Annotated in this window: 16 protein-coding genes and 1 pseudogene; 11 read left to right on the top strand and 6 right to left on the bottom strand. The window is 67.7% G+C overall.

Annotated elements, in window-relative coordinates; translation table 11 throughout:
* Positions 1 to 18: 18 nt before the first annotated feature.
* The 3 genes from HMPREF3113_RS03165 to HMPREF3113_RS03155 form a co-directional block, all read right to left on the bottom strand.
* Positions 19 to 426 carry a response regulator gene (locus HMPREF3113_RS03165; RefSeq protein WP_070470723.1) on the bottom strand — a complete coding sequence of 136 codons (408 nt, stop codon included), beginning with the start codon at positions 424 to 426 and terminating at the stop codon, positions 19 to 21.
* 116 nt (positions 427 to 542) lie between these two features.
* Positions 543 to 1,193: a response regulator transcription factor gene (locus tag HMPREF3113_RS03160; RefSeq protein WP_070470721.1), complete on the bottom strand. Its 651-nt coding sequence runs from the start codon at positions 1,191 to 1,193 to the stop codon at positions 543 to 545.
* 204 nt (positions 1,194 to 1,397) lie between these two features.
* The gene (locus HMPREF3113_RS03155) at positions 1,398 to 2,369 is read right to left on the bottom strand and encodes an AraC family transcriptional regulator (RefSeq protein WP_070470719.1); all 972 of its coding nucleotides are present in this window, start codon (positions 2,367 to 2,369) and stop codon (positions 1,398 to 1,400) included.
* Between the two features lie 217 nt (positions 2,370 to 2,586).
* Here HMPREF3113_RS03155 and HMPREF3113_RS03150 point away from each other — a divergent pair, with 217 nt between their 5' ends.
* The 3 genes and pseudogenes from HMPREF3113_RS03150 to HMPREF3113_RS03140 form a co-directional block, all read left to right on the top strand.
* A complete protein-coding gene (locus HMPREF3113_RS03150) occupies positions 2,587 to 4,278 on the top strand; it encodes a sensor histidine kinase (RefSeq protein WP_175440327.1) in 1,692 nt (563 codons plus the stop codon).
* 220 nt (positions 4,279 to 4,498) lie between these two features.
* On the top strand, positions 4,499 to 5,254 hold the full coding sequence (locus HMPREF3113_RS03145) for an acid phosphatase (RefSeq protein WP_254665230.1): 756 nt from the start codon (positions 4,499 to 4,501) through the stop codon (positions 5,252 to 5,254).
* A gap of 399 nt (positions 5,255 to 5,653) precedes the next feature.
* Positions 5,654 to 6,133, top strand: a pseudogene (locus HMPREF3113_RS03140) (fasciclin domain-containing protein); the annotation flags it as partial.
* A gap of 197 nt (positions 6,134 to 6,330) precedes the next feature.
* Here the strand turns inward: HMPREF3113_RS03140 and HMPREF3113_RS03135 are convergent.
* The 3 genes from HMPREF3113_RS03135 to HMPREF3113_RS03125 all read right to left on the bottom strand — a co-directional run bounded on the left by HMPREF3113_RS03135 (position 6,331) and on the right by HMPREF3113_RS03125 (position 13,048).
* On the bottom strand, positions 6,331 to 7,185 hold the full coding sequence (locus HMPREF3113_RS03135) for an OmpA family protein (RefSeq protein WP_070470757.1): 855 nt from the start codon (positions 7,183 to 7,185) through the stop codon (positions 6,331 to 6,333).
* A gap of 77 nt (positions 7,186 to 7,262) precedes the next feature.
* Entirely contained in the window at positions 7,263 to 11,846 is a 4,584-nt protein-coding gene (locus HMPREF3113_RS03130) for a YadA-like family protein (protein ID WP_070470710.1), read from the bottom strand.
* A 212-nt stretch (positions 11,847 to 12,058) separates the two neighbouring features.
* A complete protein-coding gene (locus HMPREF3113_RS03125; protein ID WP_070470709.1) occupies positions 12,059 to 13,048 on the bottom strand; it encodes a helix-turn-helix domain-containing protein in 990 nt (329 codons plus the stop codon).
* Between the two features lie 809 nt (positions 13,049 to 13,857).
* On the opposite strand from HMPREF3113_RS03125, the gene HMPREF3113_RS03120 reads away from it, so the two are divergent.
* The 8 genes from HMPREF3113_RS03120 to HMPREF3113_RS03085 all read left to right on the top strand — a co-directional run bounded on the left by HMPREF3113_RS03120 (position 13,858) and on the right by HMPREF3113_RS03085 (position 21,204).
* Entirely contained in the window at positions 13,858 to 14,046 is a 189-nt protein-coding gene (locus tag HMPREF3113_RS03120; protein ID WP_019184693.1) for a Flp family type IVb pilin, read from the top strand.
* A gap of 99 nt (positions 14,047 to 14,145) precedes the next feature.
* A complete protein-coding gene (locus tag HMPREF3113_RS03115) occupies positions 14,146 to 14,691 on the top strand; it encodes an A24 family peptidase (RefSeq protein ID WP_019184694.1) in 546 nt (181 codons plus the stop codon).
* Complete coding sequence (locus HMPREF3113_RS03110) at positions 14,688 to 15,176, top strand: pilus assembly protein TadE (protein ID WP_070470707.1); 489 nt, start codon at positions 14,688 to 14,690, stop codon at positions 15,174 to 15,176. Before HMPREF3113_RS03115 ends, HMPREF3113_RS03110 begins: the two co-directional genes overlap by 4 nt.
* Positions 15,177 to 15,195: 19 nt before the next feature.
* Positions 15,196 to 16,233, top strand: a complete 1,038-nt coding sequence (cpaB, locus tag HMPREF3113_RS03105; protein WP_046273549.1) for a Flp pilus assembly protein CpaB — start codon at positions 15,196 to 15,198, stop codon at positions 16,231 to 16,233.
* A 19-nt stretch (positions 16,234 to 16,252) separates the two neighbouring features.
* Positions 16,253 to 17,620, top strand: a complete 1,368-nt coding sequence (locus tag HMPREF3113_RS03100; protein WP_070470706.1) for a type II and III secretion system protein family protein — start codon at positions 16,253 to 16,255, stop codon at positions 17,618 to 17,620.
* A gap of 25 nt (positions 17,621 to 17,645) precedes the next feature.
* Positions 17,646 to 18,923, top strand: coding sequence for a CpaE/TadZ family protein (locus HMPREF3113_RS03095; RefSeq protein ID WP_254665229.1), 1,278 nt, complete (start codon positions 17,646 to 17,648; stop codon positions 18,921 to 18,923).
* Entirely contained in the window at positions 18,908 to 20,260 is a 1,353-nt protein-coding gene (locus HMPREF3113_RS03090; protein ID WP_070425289.1) for a TadA family conjugal transfer-associated ATPase, read from the top strand. Before HMPREF3113_RS03095 ends, HMPREF3113_RS03090 begins: the two co-directional genes overlap by 16 nt.
* A gap of 2 nt (positions 20,261 to 20,262) precedes the next feature.
* Positions 20,263 to 21,204: a type II secretion system F family protein gene (locus tag HMPREF3113_RS03085; RefSeq protein WP_070470705.1), complete on the top strand. Its 942-nt coding sequence runs from the start codon at positions 20,263 to 20,265 to the stop codon at positions 21,202 to 21,204.
* Positions 21,205 to 21,381: the final 177 nt, after the last annotated feature.

The raw sequence follows: 21,381 nt of genomic DNA, 5'->3' as shown, positions 1-21,381 counted from the left end.
CCCTCGCCATTAGCGGGATCAGCCCTTGCGCAGGCCGCGCAGCGAGCGCGACACGAACGATTCACCCTTCAGGGCGGCCGCCACCGCCGGCAGCAGGTCATCGCCTGCGTCGGATTTGAGCACATAACTGCACGCACCCAGGGCCATCGCCTGCGACACCATCTGGGGCTCGGCATGCACCGTGATGAACACCACGCCCAGCACGGGGCGTTGCAGGCGCAGCCGACGTGCGGCTTCCAATCCATTCATTTCCGGCATCGCGATATCGGTGACCACCACATCCGGCAACATGCTCTGCGCCGCCTGCACCAGCGAGGCGCCATCCTGGACCAGGCCAATCACCTGGAACTGCTGGGACAGCAAGCCACGCAGCTGCCGCCCCATCGCGCATCCATCTTCGGCCAGCAACACACGGACAGCATTCATCGCACTCGCCCGCTCGATGCCTGCCACGATGGTGTGGCCGGACACGGTTCGGTAACAAGGGAAAAACAACCGGTGGCGGGCAAGTAAATCTACTTGCCCATCCGCAGGCGGGCGGCCTAGTGACGGATCAGACCTTCCAACTCGGCCTTGCGCACCAGTTCCAGCGTGCCGTGCACGCCCAGCTCCTGCATGATCGCGTACTTGTGCGATTCGATCGTCCGCACCGATACCCCAAGCTCGTAAGCGATCTGCTTGGAGCGCAGGCCGCGCGCCACGTATTCCAGGATGCGCAGCTGCTTGTCGGTCAGTACATACTGGCTGCGACCCGATGCCACGATCGCGTTGGCCGCCAGTGTCGGGGTCACATAGGTCTGGCCGTCCATCACCCCATTGATCGCGCGGACCAGTTCATCGCCGGCCGCGCTTTTGAGGATGTAGCCCCGCGCACCGGCCCGGATGGCCTCGGCCGCCATGCTCGATTCGTCGTGCATGGTGAGGAACACGAAGGGCGTCAGGCAGCCCTCGCTGCGGGCCTGACGCATCACGTCGATGCCGCTGATACCGGGCATGCTGATGTCAGAGACCACCACGTCCGGCGATTCGCGGCGTAGCGAGTCCAGCAGTTCCTCGCCGGAGGACACCAGTACGATCGATTCGAAACAGTCCATCAGCAATCTCTCGATACCCTGCGCCACCAGCATGTGGTCATCGGCGACGACCACCTTGCGGAACGGTACGGACATCGACTGCGCGCACGAAACGCCCATTGCATTGTCTCCATTGGTTTCAATCTTCCCCTGATTGACCTGCAGGTGCGGCCGCCATCGCCCACTACGCCGGGCGTACTGTCATCCCGTTCTGTCGTCCCGGTGCATCTGCAGCCAGCCGAACATGCGAGCCTCGCCGTGATGGGATCGTGATGCGATGCACGCCATCACGGCGCTCGACCCGCAGCGTGTTCAGGCCGGCATTCAGCGTCTCAGCGTGTCTCGTGGACATTCCCCGAAGACATTCCGGTACGTCACCGAGAAGCGTCTGAGATGCCCGAAGCCCAACCGCAGGGCGATGTCCGTCACGCTGTCGTGCGCGTCAGCCTGCAGCAATGCGCTGCGCGCGCGGTTCAAGCGGGCCAGCTGGTGCCAATGGCAGGGCCCATGTCCGTAGGCATCACGAAACAGACGTTCGAGTTGGCGTTCGCCCACGCCCAGCGCGAGCGACAGGGCGGCACTGTCGAAGGGCCGGTCCAGATGGGCTTTCAGATAGTCCTCGGCCCGCTGCACCACGGCGGCGCGGTGGCGTTCGATCCAGCTGCCATCGGCACGTCGTTGCGGCCCGGCATCGGCGGCACTGACGGCATCCACGAACACGCCCAGCAGCACCGCCGACTGCGCCGCCAGCTGCTCCGGCGTGATCAGGCCCTGCCAACGGGCGGCCGTGTCCAGTGCGGAAAAGACGCCGTAACGCAGTGCCTGCGCGTGCGCAGGGGTGGCCGGTCGGCTGCACCAGCCACGGCGTGGCAGGCGCAGTTCGCGGCCTACCCGCGCCACGGCCTCGCGCTGCAGGACCTCGCGTGGAATCAGCAGCACGGCCCACTGCCAGCCCCCGGGCTGCGGACGCACATTAAGCTCGCTGTCCTCGGCGAACACCATCACCTGGCCCGCGGGCACCCAGCGTCCGTTGGCCCACATCGGCTGCTGGCAGGACACGGCCATCGCCAGTGCGATCAATCCTTCGCCGAAACTGCCGCTGGCGAAAATCGGCAGCGTATAGGCGCCACTGTCCAGGCTGAACTCCGGAAAGACCAGCCGCTGCAGGCACGCGCGAAAGTGTCCGGCGGCGAGCAGACGCTGTTCGAAGCGGGTGTCGCGCACTACCCCCAGCAACGCATCGGCGTCGAAGCCATCGACGACGAAGCGGCTGTACGGGGCCATCGGTTCGTCCATGCCAGTTCCTCGAACAGGTCGGAAATCGGATAGCGCGACGGAGCACAAGCTGTTTACATCGGCGCGATTGTGGGGCGGAAACGACATCGCTACAAGCGGTGACACGCTGACCCGCAAGCGTGAAACGCATCACATTAAGACCTGTCCGGGGGAGGCGTTGCGCGCCTCGGGGACGGGCCTCGATCCGAAGCTTCCTCACGCACCCACCGAGGTCCACGTGCGCGTCAACGCGTCTGTTACGCACATCGCTCCTGTCGACAGCACCCGTGCAGCAGCATCGGACGATTCGGTCAGCCCCACCACCTCCACACACCCATCACCCGCGCTTCGCATCGCATTCACGCACGTCCTGCCGCTGCTGGTCGGCTGCCTGCTCGGCCAGTTGTTGCCAACGCTGGCGCAGATGCCCGGGTTTCGCCTGCACGTGCTGTGGATTCCAGGACCGCTCTTGATGGGCTGGTTGCTGTTCACCCCGCGCCCGCAGTGGCGCACCTGCCTGCTGGCGGCCGCGGCCGGTACCGTGCTGGCGTCCGTGCTGGTGCCGTTCGTCGGGCTGAGTGGGCTGGTGGCCAGTGCCGGTGAACTCGTCCTCGTGGCCGCCGCGGCCTGGCTGCTGCTGCGCTGGCGCGGCACGGGTTCGCCGCTGGAGGGATATCGCGATATCGCGTTGTTCGTCGTGCTCGGGGGCATCGCGCTTCCCGTATGCGTGGCGTGGTGGCAGATGCTCGTCTTTCCCGATGCACCCCGCGGGCTGGCACCGGGCGTGCTGCTCACACGGCTGCTCTGCAGCAGCGTGAGCTACCTGCTGATCGTGCCGGCGGTGGTCAACATCGCGCGGGTGCTGCAGACACCGGAACGTCGGGCCGGCTGGCGTTGGCGTACCGTCGCCGTCGCCGTGCTGCTGCTGGGCGTGCTCGGCGTGATCTGGGGCATGGACTGGCCCGAAGGGGTCATGACCCCGCTGCTGGTGCTGGCCCCCATTCCGCTGCTGATCTGGGCGTTGATCGTGTTCGGGGTCAGCGGCGCGGCGGTGTGCATGCTGGTCGTGGCGGTGCTGGCGATGCAGTTGAGCATGGCCGGTATAGGACCGTTTGCCTTCTGGACACCCGAGCGCAACCTGATCACCGCCCAGGTGTGGACCTTGGGCACCAGCTGCGCCCTGCTGTTCCTTGGCGCGCTGTCCGAACAGAAGCTGTCCAATCACCTGAAGCTGCAGCAGGCCTATCGTCGACTGGGGGAGGTGACCGGGCGGATGCTGGTGGTGCAGGAAGAAGAGCGCACACGCATCGCGCGCGACCTGCATGACGACGTCAACCAGTCGCTGGCGGCGATCTCGATCTGCCTGAGTACGCTGCGCAACCAGATTCCCGACGCCGAACGCCACAGCGTGGTCGAGCTCCAGGACCAGCTGTTGACGGTGTCCAATGACATCCGGTCGATCTCCCACGAACTGCATCCGAGCATCCTGCGTTTCACCGGCCTGGCCAGTGCCCTCGATGCGTTCTGCATCAAGCGCAATGCACGTGGCGCGCTGCGCGTGCGATGCCGGATCGAAAACCCGCCCCGGCTCGGTGACGACCGCGAGCTGAGTCTGTTCCGGATCGTGCAGGAAGCGGTGAACAACGTGGACAAACACGCGCATGCCAGTACCGCCCATGTGCTGGTGACGGTGCGCGGCGAGCAACTGCTGCTGCGGGTCGACGACGATGGCATCGGCATGCCGGTAGCGGGCAGCACGCCGGCGGCGCCGGGGCTGGGCATGATCAGCATGGAAGAGCGCGCACGGCTGCTGGGTGGCAGCCTGCAGATCGGTTCCAGCCCGCTGGGCGGCACCCGTGTCGAAGTGCGCTTTCCGTTGGGTGATGCGGCGACCGGGCTGCCGCCGGTGCGCGTGGTCGCGCACCCGTAAAGATACTGAGGCCGGACGCGTAGAAAGGCGGTTGTACGTGCCGCATCGGCCGGACACAGTGAACCGACACTTGCCCGTGGAGCGCCCCATGCACTGGAATGCCCTGCCCTCCCGCTGCCGCCATGGCGCGGCCCTGCTCGCGCTGACCTGCGCATTGACGGCGTGCACGTCGTCTCCGCCCCGGTCGACCGCGGCACCGCCGACCGCTGCACCCGCCGCCGTGCCTGCCCCCGCCCCGGTGCCGGAGCTGCGCCCCGGCATTCCGGCCGGCTACCTCGGGCGCGCACTGCCGGACAGTCTGGCCCTGTTGCCGGCGCCCCCGGCCAAGGGCTCGGCGGCATTCGCCAACGATCAGGCCGTCCATCGGGCGGCGCAGCAGCTGCGAGGCACGCCCCGGTACGCGCTGGCGACCACGGATTCGGACCTGCACTTCCCGCAGGTGGCCAACACGTTCTCTTGCGCGCTCGGGGTGCCGATCAGCCAGCAGACATCGCCGGCGCTGTACCTGCTGCTGCAGCGCACGCTGGTCGATGCCGGGCTGGCCACCTACGCCGCCAAGGACCATTACAAGCGCACACGCCCCTTCGTGTTCTACAAGGAAGGCACCTGTGCGCCCGCCGATGAGGCCTCCCTGCGGAACGACGGCTCCTATCCGTCCGGGCATACCGCCATCAGCTGGAGCTGGGCCCTGCTGCTGACCGAGCTGAGCCCGGACCGCGCCGACGCCCTGCTCGCACGTGGCCGCGCGTTCGGTGAAAACCGCCTGATCTGCAACGCGCACTGGCAGAGCGACGTGCTCGAAGGGCGTGCGGTCGCTGCCGGCGCGGTGGCGGCCCTGCATGCCAATGCTGATTTCAACCGCGACATGACGCTGGCGCGGGCGGAGATCCAGTCGCTGCGCAGCAACAGTGTGCAGCCCAGCAACTGCGAGGCGGAGAAAACAGCGCTGGCCATCCCGATTCCCGGGGTCCTCTAGCGCACGGCCGTGCGTGACCCGCCGACCCGTGCCATCCTGCGCCGATCTCCCCCGAAGGCGCAGCGCATGGCACAAGTCCAGATTGTTTCCGATGGCGTGAACTACGTCATCAGATCCGCAGTAGCGAACAGGGCCGCTGAACCTCGCACCCGGGCGCCGCCATCGCACCGTGCAGACACCATCCTCACCTGCGCCTGACAGTTGAAAAATAGTGTGCTCCGCGTGCATCCGCCCCGCCACTCCCGCCGTAGCTAAGGGTGCGTCATACCGGCGCATCCATTTGGGAGTTTGGTCATGAAGATCCAGTTCGCAGGCCTTGTACTGATCGGCTGTCTCGCCGCCGCCGCTTCCCCGCTCGTCTTCGCGCAGGCCCCTGCCCCCATGATGGGTGCGCAGCACAGCAATCCGAAGGTGGGCGGCGCGGCGATGTATGCCAACAAGGACATCATCGACAACGCCGTCAATTCCAAGGATCACACCACGCTGGTCGCGGCGGTCAAAGCGGCTGGCTTGGTCGATACGCTGAAGGGCCCCGGCCCGTTCACCGTGTTCGCGCCGACCAATGCGGCCTTCTCCGCGCTGCCCAAGGGCACCGTGGAGGGACTGCTGAAGCCGGAAAAGAAGGCCGACCTGACCAGGATCCTGACCTACCACGTCGTCCCCGGCGCGGTCACCAGCACCGATCTGATGGCCAAGATCAAGCAGGGCGGTGGCAAGGCGAGCCTGACGACGGTGGAAGGTGAAGCGCTGACCGCCCGTGTCGCCGGCAAGGGCATCACCCTGACGGACAGCAAGGGCCAGGTCGCGCAGGTGACCATTGCCGATGTGAAGCAGAGCAACGGCGTGATCCATGTGATCGATAAGGTCCTGATGCCGTAGCCGGAAAAGGCGGCTGCAGATCGCCTGCAGCCGCCCCGGAGCGGGAGGAAGATGACCTGGCGCGCCGTCTTCAGGACGATGACGGGGGAGACATCACGCTGTGCGGACGACGCGCCAGGTCAAGACGGTCCCTCGCCGGCGCATGCGTGCGCCGGCCGGGTATGCACACGGGGAAAGAGGACGCGGTCCGCCGGCGCTCAGCGCGGCAGTGCCTTGCCGGACAGTTCGACGCGTCGGTTCGGCGCCAGGCAGACGATCAGCGCGTTGCGCTGCGCCTGATCGCACTGCACCAGCGGGTCGGCCTTGCCCCGCCCTTCGGCGACGATGGCCGCCGCCGGTACGCCGCCGGCCACCAGCGCGTCGCGCACGGCCTCGGCACGCCGTTGCGACAGCACCAGGTTGTAGCGGTCGCTGCCGATCCGGTCGGTGTAGCCGATCACCTGGATGGTCTGCACCCGGCTGGCATCCCGGACCTGATGCAGCAGGGCGTCCACGTTCCGGCGCCCCTCGGGGGTGAGCACGGCGCTGTCGAAGGCAAACATCGCGTCGGCTGCCAGCCGCAGCGGCTCGCTCGGCATCGGCGCGGGTGCGGGGGGCGTCGGGGGGCGCGGCGGATCAAGCACGGCCGCACAGGCCTGCGGCTTCCAGTGCGCCGCCTGGGCGATCCCCTTTCCATCGAAGTCGACCTTGAACTGGCAGGTGAAATAGTCCCCGCCCGGGCTGCTGCGGAAGTTGAACAGGTAGTTCCATTCGCGCACGCCCCACATGCCCTCGCCGAAATGCGGGGTGCCCAGCAGGGCGTACAGTTGGCGCTTGCTCATGCCACGGGCGAACAGGCGCAGAGTGTCGACATCCACGAACAGGCCCTCCTTCAACGTGGCTTTGCGGGGATCCGGGAAGTTCGCCGCATCGGTGTCGGCGGTGTCGGCGGTCGCGGTGGACGGTGTGGTGCGTTGTTCGCCGTGGCTGGCGCAGGCGCCCAGCAGCAGCGCCGCCAGGCTCAGGCCCAGTGACCGCAACAGCGGCACCTGGGTGGTGGATGTGGACTGCATGGACATGGTGTTCCCCCTGTATGCGTTGAATGCGGACCGCAGGTCCGGTGCCGGCAGCGCGCCGGCACCGGAGGCGGTCACCACTGGATGCCGGCACCTACCGCGACACCACCATCGCCGCGGCTGTTGGTCGAACCGCTGAACTTGTAGATCCAGCGCCCGCCTTCGGAGACCCCCGAGATGCCCACCGCCACGCCGGATTCACCGTTGAAGCTGCCGGCGGCGAGCGAGGCCATGCTGCGGCCGGCCTCATAGGGCTGCGGCAGGGCGGCCACCGCCATCGCCGAGGCGACACCGGCCGAGGCACGGTTGTCGGTCTTCTGCAGGTTGCGGTCGAACGAGTCCATGCGCTCGTCGGTGTAGGCCTTGGACCAGTCCAGGGTCTGGGCCATGCCGCTGCGCAGCTGGTCCACGTTGACGGCATCGGTCCCGGCGGTACCCGGGGCGACGTTGCGCACCGTGGTCGGCCCGGTAGCCGTGCTGCCCAGGGTCACGCTGTTGAGGTTGGTGGTGCCGTTGACGTTGGTGTCGTAACGGATCGTGCCCTGCTGGGAGGCCTGCAGCTGGCGGACGTTGACCGCGTCGGTGACGTCGCTGCCATCAGCCACGTTGGCGATCTGCCGCTCCGCACCACTGCTGCCTACCGAGACCGTGTTGGCCCGATTGGCCACCGAACCGGCGCCCAGCGCGACGCTGTTGCTGCCCTGTGCGCTGGCTCCGTTGCCCAGCGCCGTGGCGTTGTTGCCCGCGGCGGCAGCCCCGGCACCGCCGGCCACCGCGTTGTCGCCGGTCGCGGCCGGCGCGGCGAGGTTCTGCGTGTTGTTGACCTGGAACATCCCGGAGGTGCCGTTGTTGATGTTGTTGATCTGCGTGTCGGTGTAGGCCTTGGACTCGGTGATCGCGTAGTTCACGCCGTTCTGCAGCTGGCCGACATTGACCGCGTCATAGCGCTCCGACCCATCGGCCACGTGGGTGACCTTGCGCTCGGCACCGGTGCTGCCGACGGCCACCTCGCCCACCGAGTTGCTGGCACCGGCCTGGCCGTAGGCACCGGTGTACCCGGCCTGTGCGCCCACACTGGCCACCGAGCCGGCGCCGAGGGCGACGCTGTTGTCCGCGCTGGCGCTGGCGCCATCGCCGATCGCCGCGCTGCCGCTGCCCGCCGCACTCGCCAGCGGCCCGATCGCGATGCTGTCGGCACCGCCCGCGGTGGCCGCGCCCTTGGTCGAGTTGACCTGCACGTACTGGCTGTTGCCGCCCGGCTGGATCTGGTCGATGCGGGTATTGAGGTTGGTCAGCGAGGTATCCACCGCCGAGAAGGCCACGGTGACGTCGCTGTAGTCGTTGGCGATGACGCTGCCATCGGTGGCGATCGAGGAGATGCGGAAGGTCGGCGCGGTCCAGATGCCGGTGTTGCCATCGAAGTTGGTGGTGCCGCCGAAATACCCGACCAGGGCAGCGTTGGTCTGGAACAGCTGGTTGCCGTTGACCGCATCCAGGCTGCCGGCCAGCACACGTCCGGCGGCCAGGTTGGTCAGTGCCACCGCCGCGCCGCTGGCATCGCCGGCCAGGGTGATGGTGTTGGTCGCGTTGCCATTGGCATCGGCGTCGTACTTCACGGCCAGGCGGTCCACGGTGTCGGTCTGGTCGGCGACGTTGGCCAGCGAGGTGCTGACCGCATCGAAGGCGCTGCCGACGTTGTCATAGGTGCCCGCGGTGACATGGCCATCGCTGGCCACGTTGTTGATGGTGTAGCTCGGCGCGGTGACCATGCCGTTGGCATCCAGCGCAGCGCCGCCACCGAGGTGGGTGGCCACGGCCTGGTTGGCAGCGAACAGCTGCGCGCCGTTGATCGCTTCGCTGCTGCTGGCGGTGACACTGCCAGCGGCCAGGTTGCTGAGCGTGGTAGCACCGCCACCGTTGCCCAGTGTGGCACTGGCGTAGTTCACGCTGCCATCGGGATTGAGGTCGTAGCGCAGCGCGCCCTGTTCGGACGCCTCCAGCTGGCCCAGGTTGACTGCATCGGTGGCCTCGGTGCCCGCGGCCACGTTCGCCACCTGGCGTTCTGCACCGACCGCACCGACGGACACCGTGTTCTCGCGGTCGGCCAGTGCACCGGCACCCACCGCGACGCTGTTGGCGGCCGTGGCCGAGGCACCCGTGCCGACCGCGATGCTGTCCAGGCCCGCGGCGGCGGCTTCTGCCCCGGTCGAGTTGATCTTCAGATAGCGGCTGCCAACACCGTTGCGGATATCGGTGATCTGCGTGTTGAGGTTGACCAGCGAACCATCCACCGCGGAGAAGGCATCGCTGGCGTTGTCGTACACCCCCTGCGCGACTGCCCCGCCGGTGGAGATCGTGGAGATCTGGAAGCTCGGTGCGGTCCACGCGCCGGTGACCGGATCGTAGGCAGTGACGCCGCCGAAGTAGTCGACAATCGCACTGTTGGTGTCGAACAGCTGGGCGCCGTTGATGGCCTCGGTGCTGGTTGCGTTGACCGCGCCGTTGGCGAGGTTGGCGATCGTGGTGGTGCCGGTGCCGCCGCCGAGGGTGACCCGGCGGAAGTCGGCGCCGCCCGCGCCATCGTCGTCATAGGTCACCGCGAGCGTGCCGACCGCATCGATCTGCGAGATCGCGCCCTGCAGCTGGGCCACGTTGACCGCGTCGGTGGCGGCGCTGCCGGCAGCCACGTTGCTGATCTGACGCTCACCACCGGCGAAGCCGACCGAAACTTCACCGGCCGACACCTGCTGCCCGTTCAACCCGTAAGCACTGTAGCCGGCCTGCGCGCCGCGGTTGGCGGCCGATCGGTACCCCAGCGCCACGCTGTTGGCCTGGTTGGAGGTGGCTTCCGCACCGAGGATGGTCTGGCCGTTGGCGGTGCCCGTCGCACTATCGCCGACGACCACGGAATGGCCCATGCGCGCGGCGTAGTCGGCGGTCGGGACGCCGGTGGGGTCGGTCGGATCGTTGAGCCCGGCGCCGGGGAACGCGATGCTGGCGTCCTGCCGCGGCAGCTCATGACGTGCGTTGGCGCCGATCACCACTTCCTTGGAGCCGTTGGCAAACGCCCCATCGCCGACCAGCACCTGGTAATCCTGCGCGGCATTGACCGCCCAGCAGTCCACGCTGGCCACCAGCAGGTTGAGGCACTTGTTCGACCATGCCGGCGACCCGTCCGGCAACACCAGGCCGAGCAGGCCGTTGGGATCGCCGTTGTTGATGTTGTAGATGTAGCTGTCGGAAGTGACGCCGCCGATCAGGGTCAGGTGCGAGCTGCCACCGGTGCTGGCGTTTCCCAGTCCATCGAGCAGCGTGCCGACCGGGCTCAGGTTGACCACCGGCAGGCCCAGCACGTTGGTGACCGAGTAGGTCTGCATCACGTTGGCGCTGCTGACTGCCAGGTTGCCATTGCGCACGTAGCCGTCGCCGCCCAGCAACCCCTGCGCGGTGGGTCCGACCAGCTGCGAGAGCGAGCCGACCAGGCCACCGGTACCGATGATCAGCCCGGCGTTCGGATCGGCCGGCGCCGGTCCCTTCGGGCTGCCCGGCGGAAGCGCCGTCGGTGCCGGGAACACGGTACCCAGTATCGGCGTGGTGACCGCGCCAACCGCGCCGAGCACGGGAGTCGTGATCGCACCCACCGTCGTGCCGACGCCATCGAGCAGGCCGCCGACCGCACCGCCCACACCGTTCAACAACCCACCGAGCGCGTTGCCCAATCCGTTCGGCGCCAGCGCCATCGAGCTGGTCTGCACGGCGCTGACGCCGGCATCGACGAGCTTGGGATTGCGGTCGGCCGCATCGACCACGTGGCCCAGTGCATCCACGCGCACACCACCGGCGACATTGCTGGCCAGCGACACCTGGACCGCGTCCGGGGCATCAGGCGTGACCGTGGCCTCGGCGATCAATGCCGCCTTGGCCTGCACCTCGGCGGCCGCAAGGCGCGCCTCGGCAGCCGCATCGACCTTGGTTTCCAGCGCCGCCTTGAGCGGGGCCGGCGCAGCCGCAACGGCCACGTTCGCTGTCGCGTTCGCATCGGCCCTCACGGCCAACCTGCCATCGGCGGTGGCAGCCAGTCGCGCATCCGCCTTGACCGGGGCCTGCACCGCTGCTGCCGACGGTACCAGCGTGGCCACGGCGTCGACGGCGGCGTGTGCATTCAGTGCTGCTCCGTTGCCGGTGCCGCCTGCAAGACCCAGGTCGGCCAACACCGCCACCTGTGCGGTTGGTGCGGCGACGCGCCGGGGCAGCTCCGCGCTCAACTGCGCGGCGGTCTGCACCTGCAGTGCCGGCCGACCGTGGGCTGCCTGTGCACCCAGGTTGAGGTTGACGTTGGCATCCACGCTCAACAGTGGCGTGGTGCCACGATCACGCGCGGCCGCCGCCAGCGCCACTTCTGCATCGAGCTTCACCGGCAACGGCGCGGTGTACTTGGCAGCCAGTGCCTGCAGGTCGGTGAGTGTCTGGTTCTCGCCTGCCCATGCACTGCCCGTGCACAGCGCCAGCGACAGACCCAGCGAGAGCACCGACATCGGCACCTTCAGGTGCACCACCACCGGTCCGGCGGCCAGGCTGCCGCGCGCAGTGGCGATTTCGGACACAACCACCAGGGCATTCAGCCGGTGGCTCCACACCAATCGAAAGATACGGTTCATCAGGTATTCCCCCGTGTACGGACGCGTTGAACATCACCGGTGCCTGACGGCACGTGGATGTCATTACAGTCGAGGGGTCAAACCGCGAGCACTTCATTCCGGCAGCGCAAGCGTGCGTTCCGGCAAGAAGACGGGGAAAACCGGCAGCGGCATGGACAATTTCGGCAGCTTGCCGAATATGTGCAGGGCAGACGGACGGATCGCGTTTCCGGTCAGGCCGGACTGCCCATCTGCGCCGGTGCGCGCATCAGCGTATCGCGGGGGAGCTCGCCGAATACCCGGCGATAATTATCGGCAAACCGCGACAGATCCCATAGCCCGCAACTCAATGCGATCGCCTTGACCGACTTGCGGCTGGCATCGGCCATCGACAGGCCGCGGCAGGCCGCGCACAGGCGCAGCATCGAGAGATAACGGTTGGGCGAAGTACCGAACAGGTCTTCGAAGGCATACCGCAACGCGCGCTCGCTGACCCCGGCCGCGTCACAGATTTCATTCATATAGATATAACGACGCAGATTGAGCCGCATGAAATTCTCGGCGCGCTGGGCGATCAGATAATGCGTGCGCCGGCCCCGGCTGCAGGTGGGATGGTCATCGCTGCCGGCGCCCAACAGCGCCTGGATATGGTCGTGCAGCAAGGTGTCCACGGCGTCGGCCGGCAGCGCCCCGCCCTGTCCAAGAAGTGTTTGCTGGACCTCACCGTAGCGTTGCACCAGTCGCGCTGCGTTGCTGCCCGCGCCGGCCTGGAACAGGGAAAGGGCCTGGCCCGAGGGCAAGGTGCTGCGCAGGCTCAGCTCGGTCAGCTTGCGCTGCACGCGCTGCATCGGCGCGAGCAGCAACGTCAGGTGGGTGCCGGCGCTGAGCGTGAACTCGCTGATGCCCTCCGGCAGCACGGTCAACGCCATCCCGGCGGCCAGCGGCATGCCATGGCACCAGCTGACGTTCTCATCGGTGGCGTGGATCAAGCCGAGCAGGCACCAGTCCTGGGGCAGCATGAAACGACCGCGGAAATGAAACCCGCTCACCGCGGTGCAGAACAATGCCTCGTCGTGCACCTGCGATTCGATCGCAGCACGCGGGCCGTTGCCATCGAGCAGCACCATCTCCAGATCGCACACGCGCAGCACACCGCTGAGCGAGGCCAGGTCGAATGCCCGCAGCCCGCTGTCGATCTGGTCTTCCACCACACCATCTACCATGACAGTGATGCCCCCTTTGGCCTGGTTACCCGGTGCCTGCGCCGCATGGCCACCGGGTGCGCACTCCTGCGTTTGCTGCTGCGCATTCTGTTACGGCCAACCCGCCGTGGCGATGCCCGCCAGCCCGCCCAACCCATCGTTCGTGACTGCAGCTAAATCGTTCACTGATCGCAGCTAAATCATTCAGCCGATGCGGCAGCGATTGTCGGCGAAGCTTTCGATGCGCATTTTTGGCAAGTATGCCCGAACTGGACGCCAGGTAAACAGAATCATAATCGCCGTCACAAATGTGTCCGGATCCGTTGAAACCCAACGTTCAAGCGCGCTCGCATACTGTCAAATAATTGACATCACGCCGACCTCACATAATCTCTACCCGCACTTCACTTTGTCGCCATTACATCAGGCTCATGCACGGCGGTCATGCAGTGCGAAGTTTCTAAAGTTGAAACCGCGCCTGCCGATTTTGTGTATTGGATCCCACGTGATTCGTCGAGCATCGTATTCAGGACGCGCGGCGATACCGTCGCGGCGATTGAAAGACAAGGGGAACGCCATGGACAGCAATCTTCGTACGCACTGCCCTCATTGCCGATGCCGCGCTTCGGCGGCAATGACCGCACTGTCCAGCGCGATCCGCCTCCAATGACGTCGCCGGGCTCCGCCCGGTCGATAGCGCAGGCCTGCAAGGGCCGCACCGCGCAGGACGCGCGGTCGTGATGGAGGTCCTGGCGGAGCCAGGCAACACCATCGGTACCAGGGGCTGTATCCGCCCGTTCGGGCTCTGATTGGGAAATGGAGAAACCGTCATGAATGCATCCGTTCGCAAGTTCCTCGTTGAAGAAGATGGCGTGACCGCGCTCGAGTACGGCCTGCTGGCTGCCGTGATCGCGGGCATCCTGGTGGCGGTAGGTAAGGACCAGATCACCGGATTCTTCGAGAATCTGTTCACCAAGCTGGGTGAAGTGGTCGACGACGCAACCGCAGCGGCGGCCTGATCGACTGTCGTTGACTGCCTGCGCTGTCGCCCGGCTCTCCCGCGGCGACGGCATGGCACGCAAGTGTGTCGTACGACCGATTCGGGGGACATAACGCATATGGAACTCCTTCCCCTGGTGGCATTGCTGCTCGGCGTACAGGTCGCCATCCATGACCTGTACGCCCGACGGGTGTCCAATCGCGGGTTGCTGTTGGCCACGGGCGTGGCGCTGGTCGCGCTGGCGTGGCAGTGGTGGATGGCCGGCCGCGGATTTCCGGGCACGCACCTGCTCGGCTTCGTACTGGGATTGCTGTCGCTGCTGCCGTTCTATGCCATCGGCTGGATGGGTGCCGGTGATGTGAAGTATTTCGCCGTGCTCGGCCTGCTGCTCGGCGCGGCGCCATTGCTTCCGATCTGGATCATCGCCAGCCTGCTCGCCGGTGCACATGCCACATGCGTGATCGTCGCGCGGCGCATCGCGCCTGCGTTGTCCCATTCCGGTCCGCGTCCCGAGACGGACAATGCGGTCTCGCGCCGCCTGCAGCCGGTGATCGCGCAGTGGCGGCAGGCGCGCCAGGGCCGGGTCGGCATTCCCTATGCGGCCTACCTGGCCTTCGCCAGTATGTGGTGGGTCCTGCAACAGCCATCCGGAGGTGCCGCATGAGCATCGCCGCCGGCCACCTCGGCCGCCCGACGCGCCAACGCGGCATCGCGACCCTCGAATTCGCGCTCATGCTGCTGTTCGGCCTGTTGCCGCTGCTGCTGGTCACCTATTCGGGCGTGATGATCATGGCCGCGCAGCAGACGCTGTCGGCAGCGTCTGCGGAAGGCGCACGTGCTGCGTTCCGCCATGCCACCCAGACCGAACGCCGTACCGCCGCCTGCGTGGCCGCGCGACGCTCCATGCAGTGGCTGCTCACGTACGCCAGGCAGACGCCCGATTGCGCCGCGGCTGGCGCGCCCCCGATCACCGTCTCCACGCCCGCGCCCTGCGCCGACCTGCCGGCCGCGCAATGCATCCGCGTGGAGGTGAGCTACGACTACCGCGCCCACCCCTTCCTGCCCGGCACGGGGCGCGTGTATGGCTGGGTAATGCCAAGGGCGCTGCGCAGCACCGCGGTCGCCCAACTCGACCTCGGCGGCAACTGATGACCCTCCGGAGAACCGCATGCTCAAGTTGACCCGCATCGCCGCGATCCTGTTGATCGGCCTGGCGGTGATCCTGGCCATTGTCGCCTTCAGCGTGAGCCGCCGCGCCAGCGAGGCGCCGCCGGGCACGCCGGCGACCGCCACTGCTCCCGCACAACCTGCCACCTGGCCGGTGGTCGAGGCGGCCGGCGCCTTGCCGGCCGGGCGACCGATCACGGCCGAGGACCTGCGCATCGCCGGCCATCCGCAACGCCCGGTGGGCGCCTACACCTCGATCAACGCACTGGTCGGCGCGGTACCTACCCAGGACATCCCGGCCGGCACCCAGATCCAGACCGCGCAGATCGCACAGGGCTTTTCGCTGCGCCTGAATCCCGGCGAGCGCGCACTCGCGGTGCCGGTGGACGAACTGGTGGCTGCAGGCAATCGCATCCAGCCGGGCGATTTCGTCGATGTGTTCCTCAACCTGCGCGCGTCGGGCGGGTTGCGCGACGACGGTGACGCGCAGACACGGCTGCTGTTGTCGCGGCTGCGCGTGCTCAGTTATGGCGCCGATGACCTGCAGAGTGTGGCCAGCGTGCCCGCCGATGGCAGCGCGCCTGCGCCCGCCGACAGCCGCGCACAGGACATCACTGGCGCAAACGCGTCGGCCGGCGCATCACGCAATGATGGAACCACGCCACCGGCACGCAGCGCGGTGCTGGCGGTGCCGGTCGCCGAGGCGAACCGGCTGCTGCTCGGCGCCCAACAGGGGAAGCTGTTCCTGGCGTTGCGCAACCCGGCCGACATCGCGCTGCCGGACCAGGCCTTGTTCCCCACGCCCGGCCGTGTGCTCAGCCCGCGCCGCGAGCTGTCCGCCGAGGAGCGCCTCGCCCTGCAGCGCCCGGAAAACGATGCCTACGCCGGCATCGACACCGACGCCCTGGCCGGACGCGGGCGCAGTTCCACCGCGGCACTGCCCGTTCCCGGCAGCGCACCGCGGCGCGCGGCACCGCGCCCGGACCGCGGGATTGAAATCATCCGTGGCGACATTTCCTCCCACAGCGGGTCGCGTTAAGCCCATGCCGAGACAGCCCATGACCGAACGCCCCACCCTCGCGCGCCGCCTTTGCCACGCCCTGCCACGCTGCCTGCTGGCTGGCGTGCTGATCGGCAGCCCGTTGCTGGCCAGTGCCGACGCAGAGCTGGTCCTGCAGACGCGTGAGCAGCGACCGTGGTCGTTGCCGGCGAACCTGGAGCGGGTCGCCATCGCCGACCCCAGCGTAGCCGACGTGGTGATGCTTCGTGGCCGCGAGGCACTGCTGGTCGGCAAGGCACCCGGCAACACGACGCTGCTGCTGTGGCGCAACGGCAATCGCGAGCCGGAACGGCTGCAGGTGGAGGTGCGCAGTGCCGTGCAGGGTGCGTTGACCGCCCAGGGCGGTGGCACCGGGCTGGTCGTGCAGGACGGCCAGGGCCTGCTGCAGGGCCTGAGTCCTTCGTTGCTGGACCACCAGAACAGTGTCAAGGCCGCGGCGATGGCCGTGGGCAAAGAGGGCCAGCTGGCCGATATCTCCACCATCGCCACGGGTGGCGTGGTCCAGGTCGAGGTGAAGATCGTCGAGTTCAACAAGTCGGTGCTGCGCCAGATCGGCATGAGCTTCGGCAACAAGAACTTCAACCGCAACAACGGCTTCTATTACGGCATCACGCGCCCCGGCGCGACCCTGCCCGGCGTGCTGCCGGCGGGCGAATCGGCGGGCCCCGACGACGTCATCATCACCAACCCGCTGTCGTCGGCCTTCGGGCTGGTGTTCAAATCCCTCACCCATGGCTGGGACGCCAACATCGACCTGCTGCAGAGCAACGGCATGGCCCGCGTCCTGGCCGAACCGACCCTGGTTGCGTTGTCCGGACAGAGCGCCAGCTTCCTTGCCGGCGGTGAGCTGCCGATCCTGGAACCACAAGGGCTGGGCACCACGACGGTCACCTTCAAGCCGTTCGGCATCGGCCTGACCGTCACCCCCACCGTGCTCGGCCCGAACCGCATCGCACTCAAGGTGGCGCCGGAAGCGAGCGACCTGAACTATGCCGCCGGCATCACCTACAACGATGTGCAGGTGCCGTCGATCACCACCCGCCGCGCCGACACCACGGTCGAGCTGGGTGACGGGGAAACCTTCGTGATCGGCGGGCTGGTCAGCAACAACGTCAGCTCCAACGTGGACAAGGTGCCCCTGCTCGGCGATCTGCCGATCATCGGGTCGTTCTTCCGCACCCTCAATTACAAGAAGGAAGAAAAGGAGCTGGTCATCATCGTCACCCCGCGGCTGGTGCAGCCGTTGGCCCAGGGCACCGAGGTGCCGCTGCCGGGCCAGCGCGAGGCATCGCCGAACCTGCCGGTCTGGGGCGCCTGGCTGTTGAGCCCGGCATCGTCGGACCAACTGCCCGGATTCTCGCGCTGAGCCCAATGCCAGGAACCTTCCCGCCATGTCCGCCACCCTGCAGCTGGTCCAGCCACGGGATGCTTCAATGAAGCTCGTGCTGTTTGCGCCGGACCGCGAACTGGCCACCCTGCTGTCGGCCTTGTTGCCGTCGCTGGGCACGGTGCAGTGGCTGGACAGCGCAGCGCCGGCCTCGGCGCTGGAACCGCTGCGCGACACCGGCTGCGTGGTGCTGCTGGACTACAGGCACGAGAACGCCGCCTTCTCCGCGGCCCTGACCCGGCAGCTGCAAGCCCAGGCCCCGGAGCTGCCGCTGGTGGCGATCGGCTCCACCCACGCCGATCACATGGACGGCGTGGTCGCCGCGTTGCGCGCCGGCCTGCGCGATCTGCTCGACCTGGACAGCGCACCACAGGACATGGAAGCAGTGCTCCGTCGCGCTGCCGCGCTCGCCGCGCAGGGCCGCAGCAGCGTTGCGGTGGCGCCACCGGCGCGCGTACGCATGGTGCTGCTGCTGGGCGTCCGCCCCGGCGTGGGCAGCAGTACCCTGGCCGCGCATCTGGGCGTCCTCGCCGGCCAGGCCGCGCTGTCCAACCCGTCAGCGGCCGGCGATGCCGCACCGGCCGATGCCGGTACGCTGCTGCTGGACCTGGGCCAACCCACCGGCGACCTGTCGCTCTACCTCAACGTCGACCCCAGCTTCCATTTCGACGATGCGCTGCGCAATGCCGCCCGCATCGATGCCACGCTGGCGCGCACCGCGATGGCCCACCATCCAGCCGGCGTCACCCTGCTCGGCCAGCCACCCGGCATGGAAGGCACCGCATTGCCCGACCCTGGCATGTTGATGCAGCGCCTGCGCAGCGTCTTCCACACCGTCCTGTGCGACCTGGGCGGCGTGCCGCTGCGCCAATTGCCGTTGTCCCTGCTCAACAGTGCCGACGAACTCTGGGTGATCGCCGATCAGTCCATCGGCACCCTGGTCTCGCTGGACCAGATGCTTCGCCACCTGGCCCAGGTGGGCGCGCGCGATGCCCGGCTGCAGCTGATCATCAACCGCCATGACGATGCCAGCGGCTTGAGCCCGGCGCAGATCGCGGCACGCTTCGAACTGCCCCTGTTGGCAGTGCTGCCCGATCGGCCCACACTGCGTTCCAGTGCCAGCCATGGCCGCCTGCTGCTGCAGGACGCGCCGCGTGATCCGTATGTGCGTGCCCTTGCCCCGCTGTTGTCGCACCTGGATCCGACGGCCCCCGCGCCGGCCAGGGGCTGGCGGGAACACCTCGCCCTTCGCCTGAGTGGTTCCCCATGGAAGACAAAGTGACTCCGTTTCCGTCCACCACCGCCCGCGCCGAACCCGGTGCCGACGCCGAGCACGGCGTGCAGCCGTTCGAGCAGACCGAGCAGTACCAGAAGGTGCTGATCGCCGCGCACGAGCACCTGCTCAACAGCATCGAGGACGAGCGCATCGATATCGACGCGTGGGCACCGGACACCGTGTCGCGCTACGTGCACGCGCAGACCGCCGGCTTCGTGCACGAGTGGCGGATTCCGATCAACGAGGCCGAGAAGGACATCGTCGCCAATGCACTGGTGAAAGAGCTGACCGGCTTCGGCCCTCTTGACGATCTGCTGCATGACCCGGAGATCGAGGACATCCTGATCAACGGCTACAAGGACATCCACGTCTCCCAGGGCGGCATGCTCAAGCGGGCGCCGCAGCGCTTCAGCGATGACAGCCATCTGCTGCGCATCCTGCGCCGGATCCTGGCCCCGCTCGGCCGCCGCCTGGATGAATCCAACCCGATGGTGGATGCGCGGCTGCCCAACGGCGGGCGCCTCAACGCCATCATCTCGCCGTTGGCCGTGGATGGGCCGATGGTCTCGATCCGGAAGTTCCGCAAGGATCCGTTCACCCCGGACGAGCTGCTGCGCATGGGCACGTTCGATCGGCCGATGCAGGCGCTGCTGCATGCGATGGTGCTGGGCCGCTGCAACATCCTGGTCTCCGGCGGCACCAGCTCGGGCAAGACCTCGCTGCTCAATGCCCTGGCCAACTACATTCCCGCCAACGAGCGCGTGATCACCGTCGAAGACACCGCCGAGCTCTCGCTCAACCACCCGCATGTCGTGCGTCTGGAAAGCCGTATCGGCGGTGCGGACGGCAACGGCGCGATCAGCATCCGCGACCTGGTCCGCAACAGCCTGCGCATGCGCCCGGACCGCATCGTGGTTGGCGAAGTACGTGGCGCCGAAGTGCTGGAAATGCTGCAGGCGATGAACACCGGCCATGACGGCTCGATGGCCACCATCCACGCCAACTCGCCGCGCGATTGCCTGTACCGCATCGAGATGCTGGCAGGTTTTGCCGGGTTCCAGGGCAGCGAAGACAGCCTGCGCCGGCAGATCGCCAGCGCCATCGACTTCATCGTGCAGATCTCGCGGCTGGGCAGCGGCCGTCGCGTGCTGGTCTCGATCACGGAAATCACCGGCGTCACCGACAACATGATCGCCACCCAGGAGATGTTCCGCCACGAGGTGCAGATCGATGGCGACGGCAAGGAGTACGACCGCTGGGTCGGGCTCGGCTTCCAGCCCCATTCGCACAAGCTCGAACCGTTCCGGCGGCAGCTGCGCGAAGCACTGGGCGGAGGCTTCTGAGGATGGCCTTCGTCCTGCTCCTGTGCAGTGCGGCGCTGATACTGGTGGCGCTGGCCGTAGAGCTGTGGGGCGGCGCGGCCGCGCGCGAGCAGCGCCGGCTGTCACTGCAGCACGCCGAACAGCGGCTGTCGCGACCGGACACCGCCCCGCGCCTGGCCGGCATCAGCGACGCCCCGCCCCCGCCGATGCCGGTCACCAGCACCCCGGCCGGCCTGCCCTGGGACGCGCTGATGCGGCGCGCCGCGCTTCCCACCGGCTGGCGGGTGCCACTGCTGATCGTCGCCGCTGCGGCACTGCTGGCCTGGATCGCCAGTGCGCGGCTTGGCACGGTGTGGGCCGCGCCGATCGTACTGGTGCTCAGTGCGCTGGCAGCCTGGTTCTGGGTATCACGGCGGATCACCCGGCTGCAGACCAAGCTGCTGCGCCAACTGCCGGACTTCCTCGACAATCTGGTGCGCCTGGCCGGCCTCGGCAACAGCCTGCAGATGGCCTTCCAGACCTCGGCCGCGCAGATGCCGATGCCGCTGCGGGGCCTGCTCGACGCCACCGTGTCCTATACCCGCAGCGGCCTGGACCTGGACCGCGCCCTGGCACAGGCCGCCCAGCCCTATCGGCTGGAAGCCCTGAACGTGCTGTCGGTGGTGCTCGGCGTGAGTGTCCGCATCGGCGGCCGCGCCGACCAGATCCTGCAGCGCATGGCCGACTTCATGCGCGACCTGGACCAGGCGCAGCAGGAGCTGATGGCCACCACCTCCGAGACCCGCATGTCGGCCTGGGTGCTCGGCCTGCTGCCGCCGATCAGCGCGGTGCTGATGGCGATCACCAGCCCGGACTTCTTCCAGCCGATCATCCAGGAGCCGCTCGGCCACAAGCTGCTGCTGTGGGCGCTGGGGCTGGAACTGATCGGTGGCTTCCTGCTGTACCGGCTGGCCAAGTCGATATGAGCGCCCGCCCTTCTTCCACCGGGAGTCTGCATGAGCACTAACGGCTGGTGGATCGCCACGTTGTTGGTCCTCGCCGCCGGCGTGGGCCTGCTCGGGCTGCGCGGCTGGGTGCTGAGCGGCCGCGAGCAACGCCACCGGGACGCCCTGCAGGCCGCCCTGCGGCCGCGCGATGCCGCC

This window comes from Stenotrophomonas sp. HMSC10F06 (genome assembly GCF_001807865.1).
GTDB classification, from domain to species: domain Bacteria; phylum Pseudomonadota; class Gammaproteobacteria; order Xanthomonadales; family Xanthomonadaceae; genus Stenotrophomonas; species Stenotrophomonas bentonitica_A.
The sequence above is the reverse complement of the archived record's forward strand: the minus strand, read 5'-3'. Positions and strand labels throughout refer to the sequence as shown.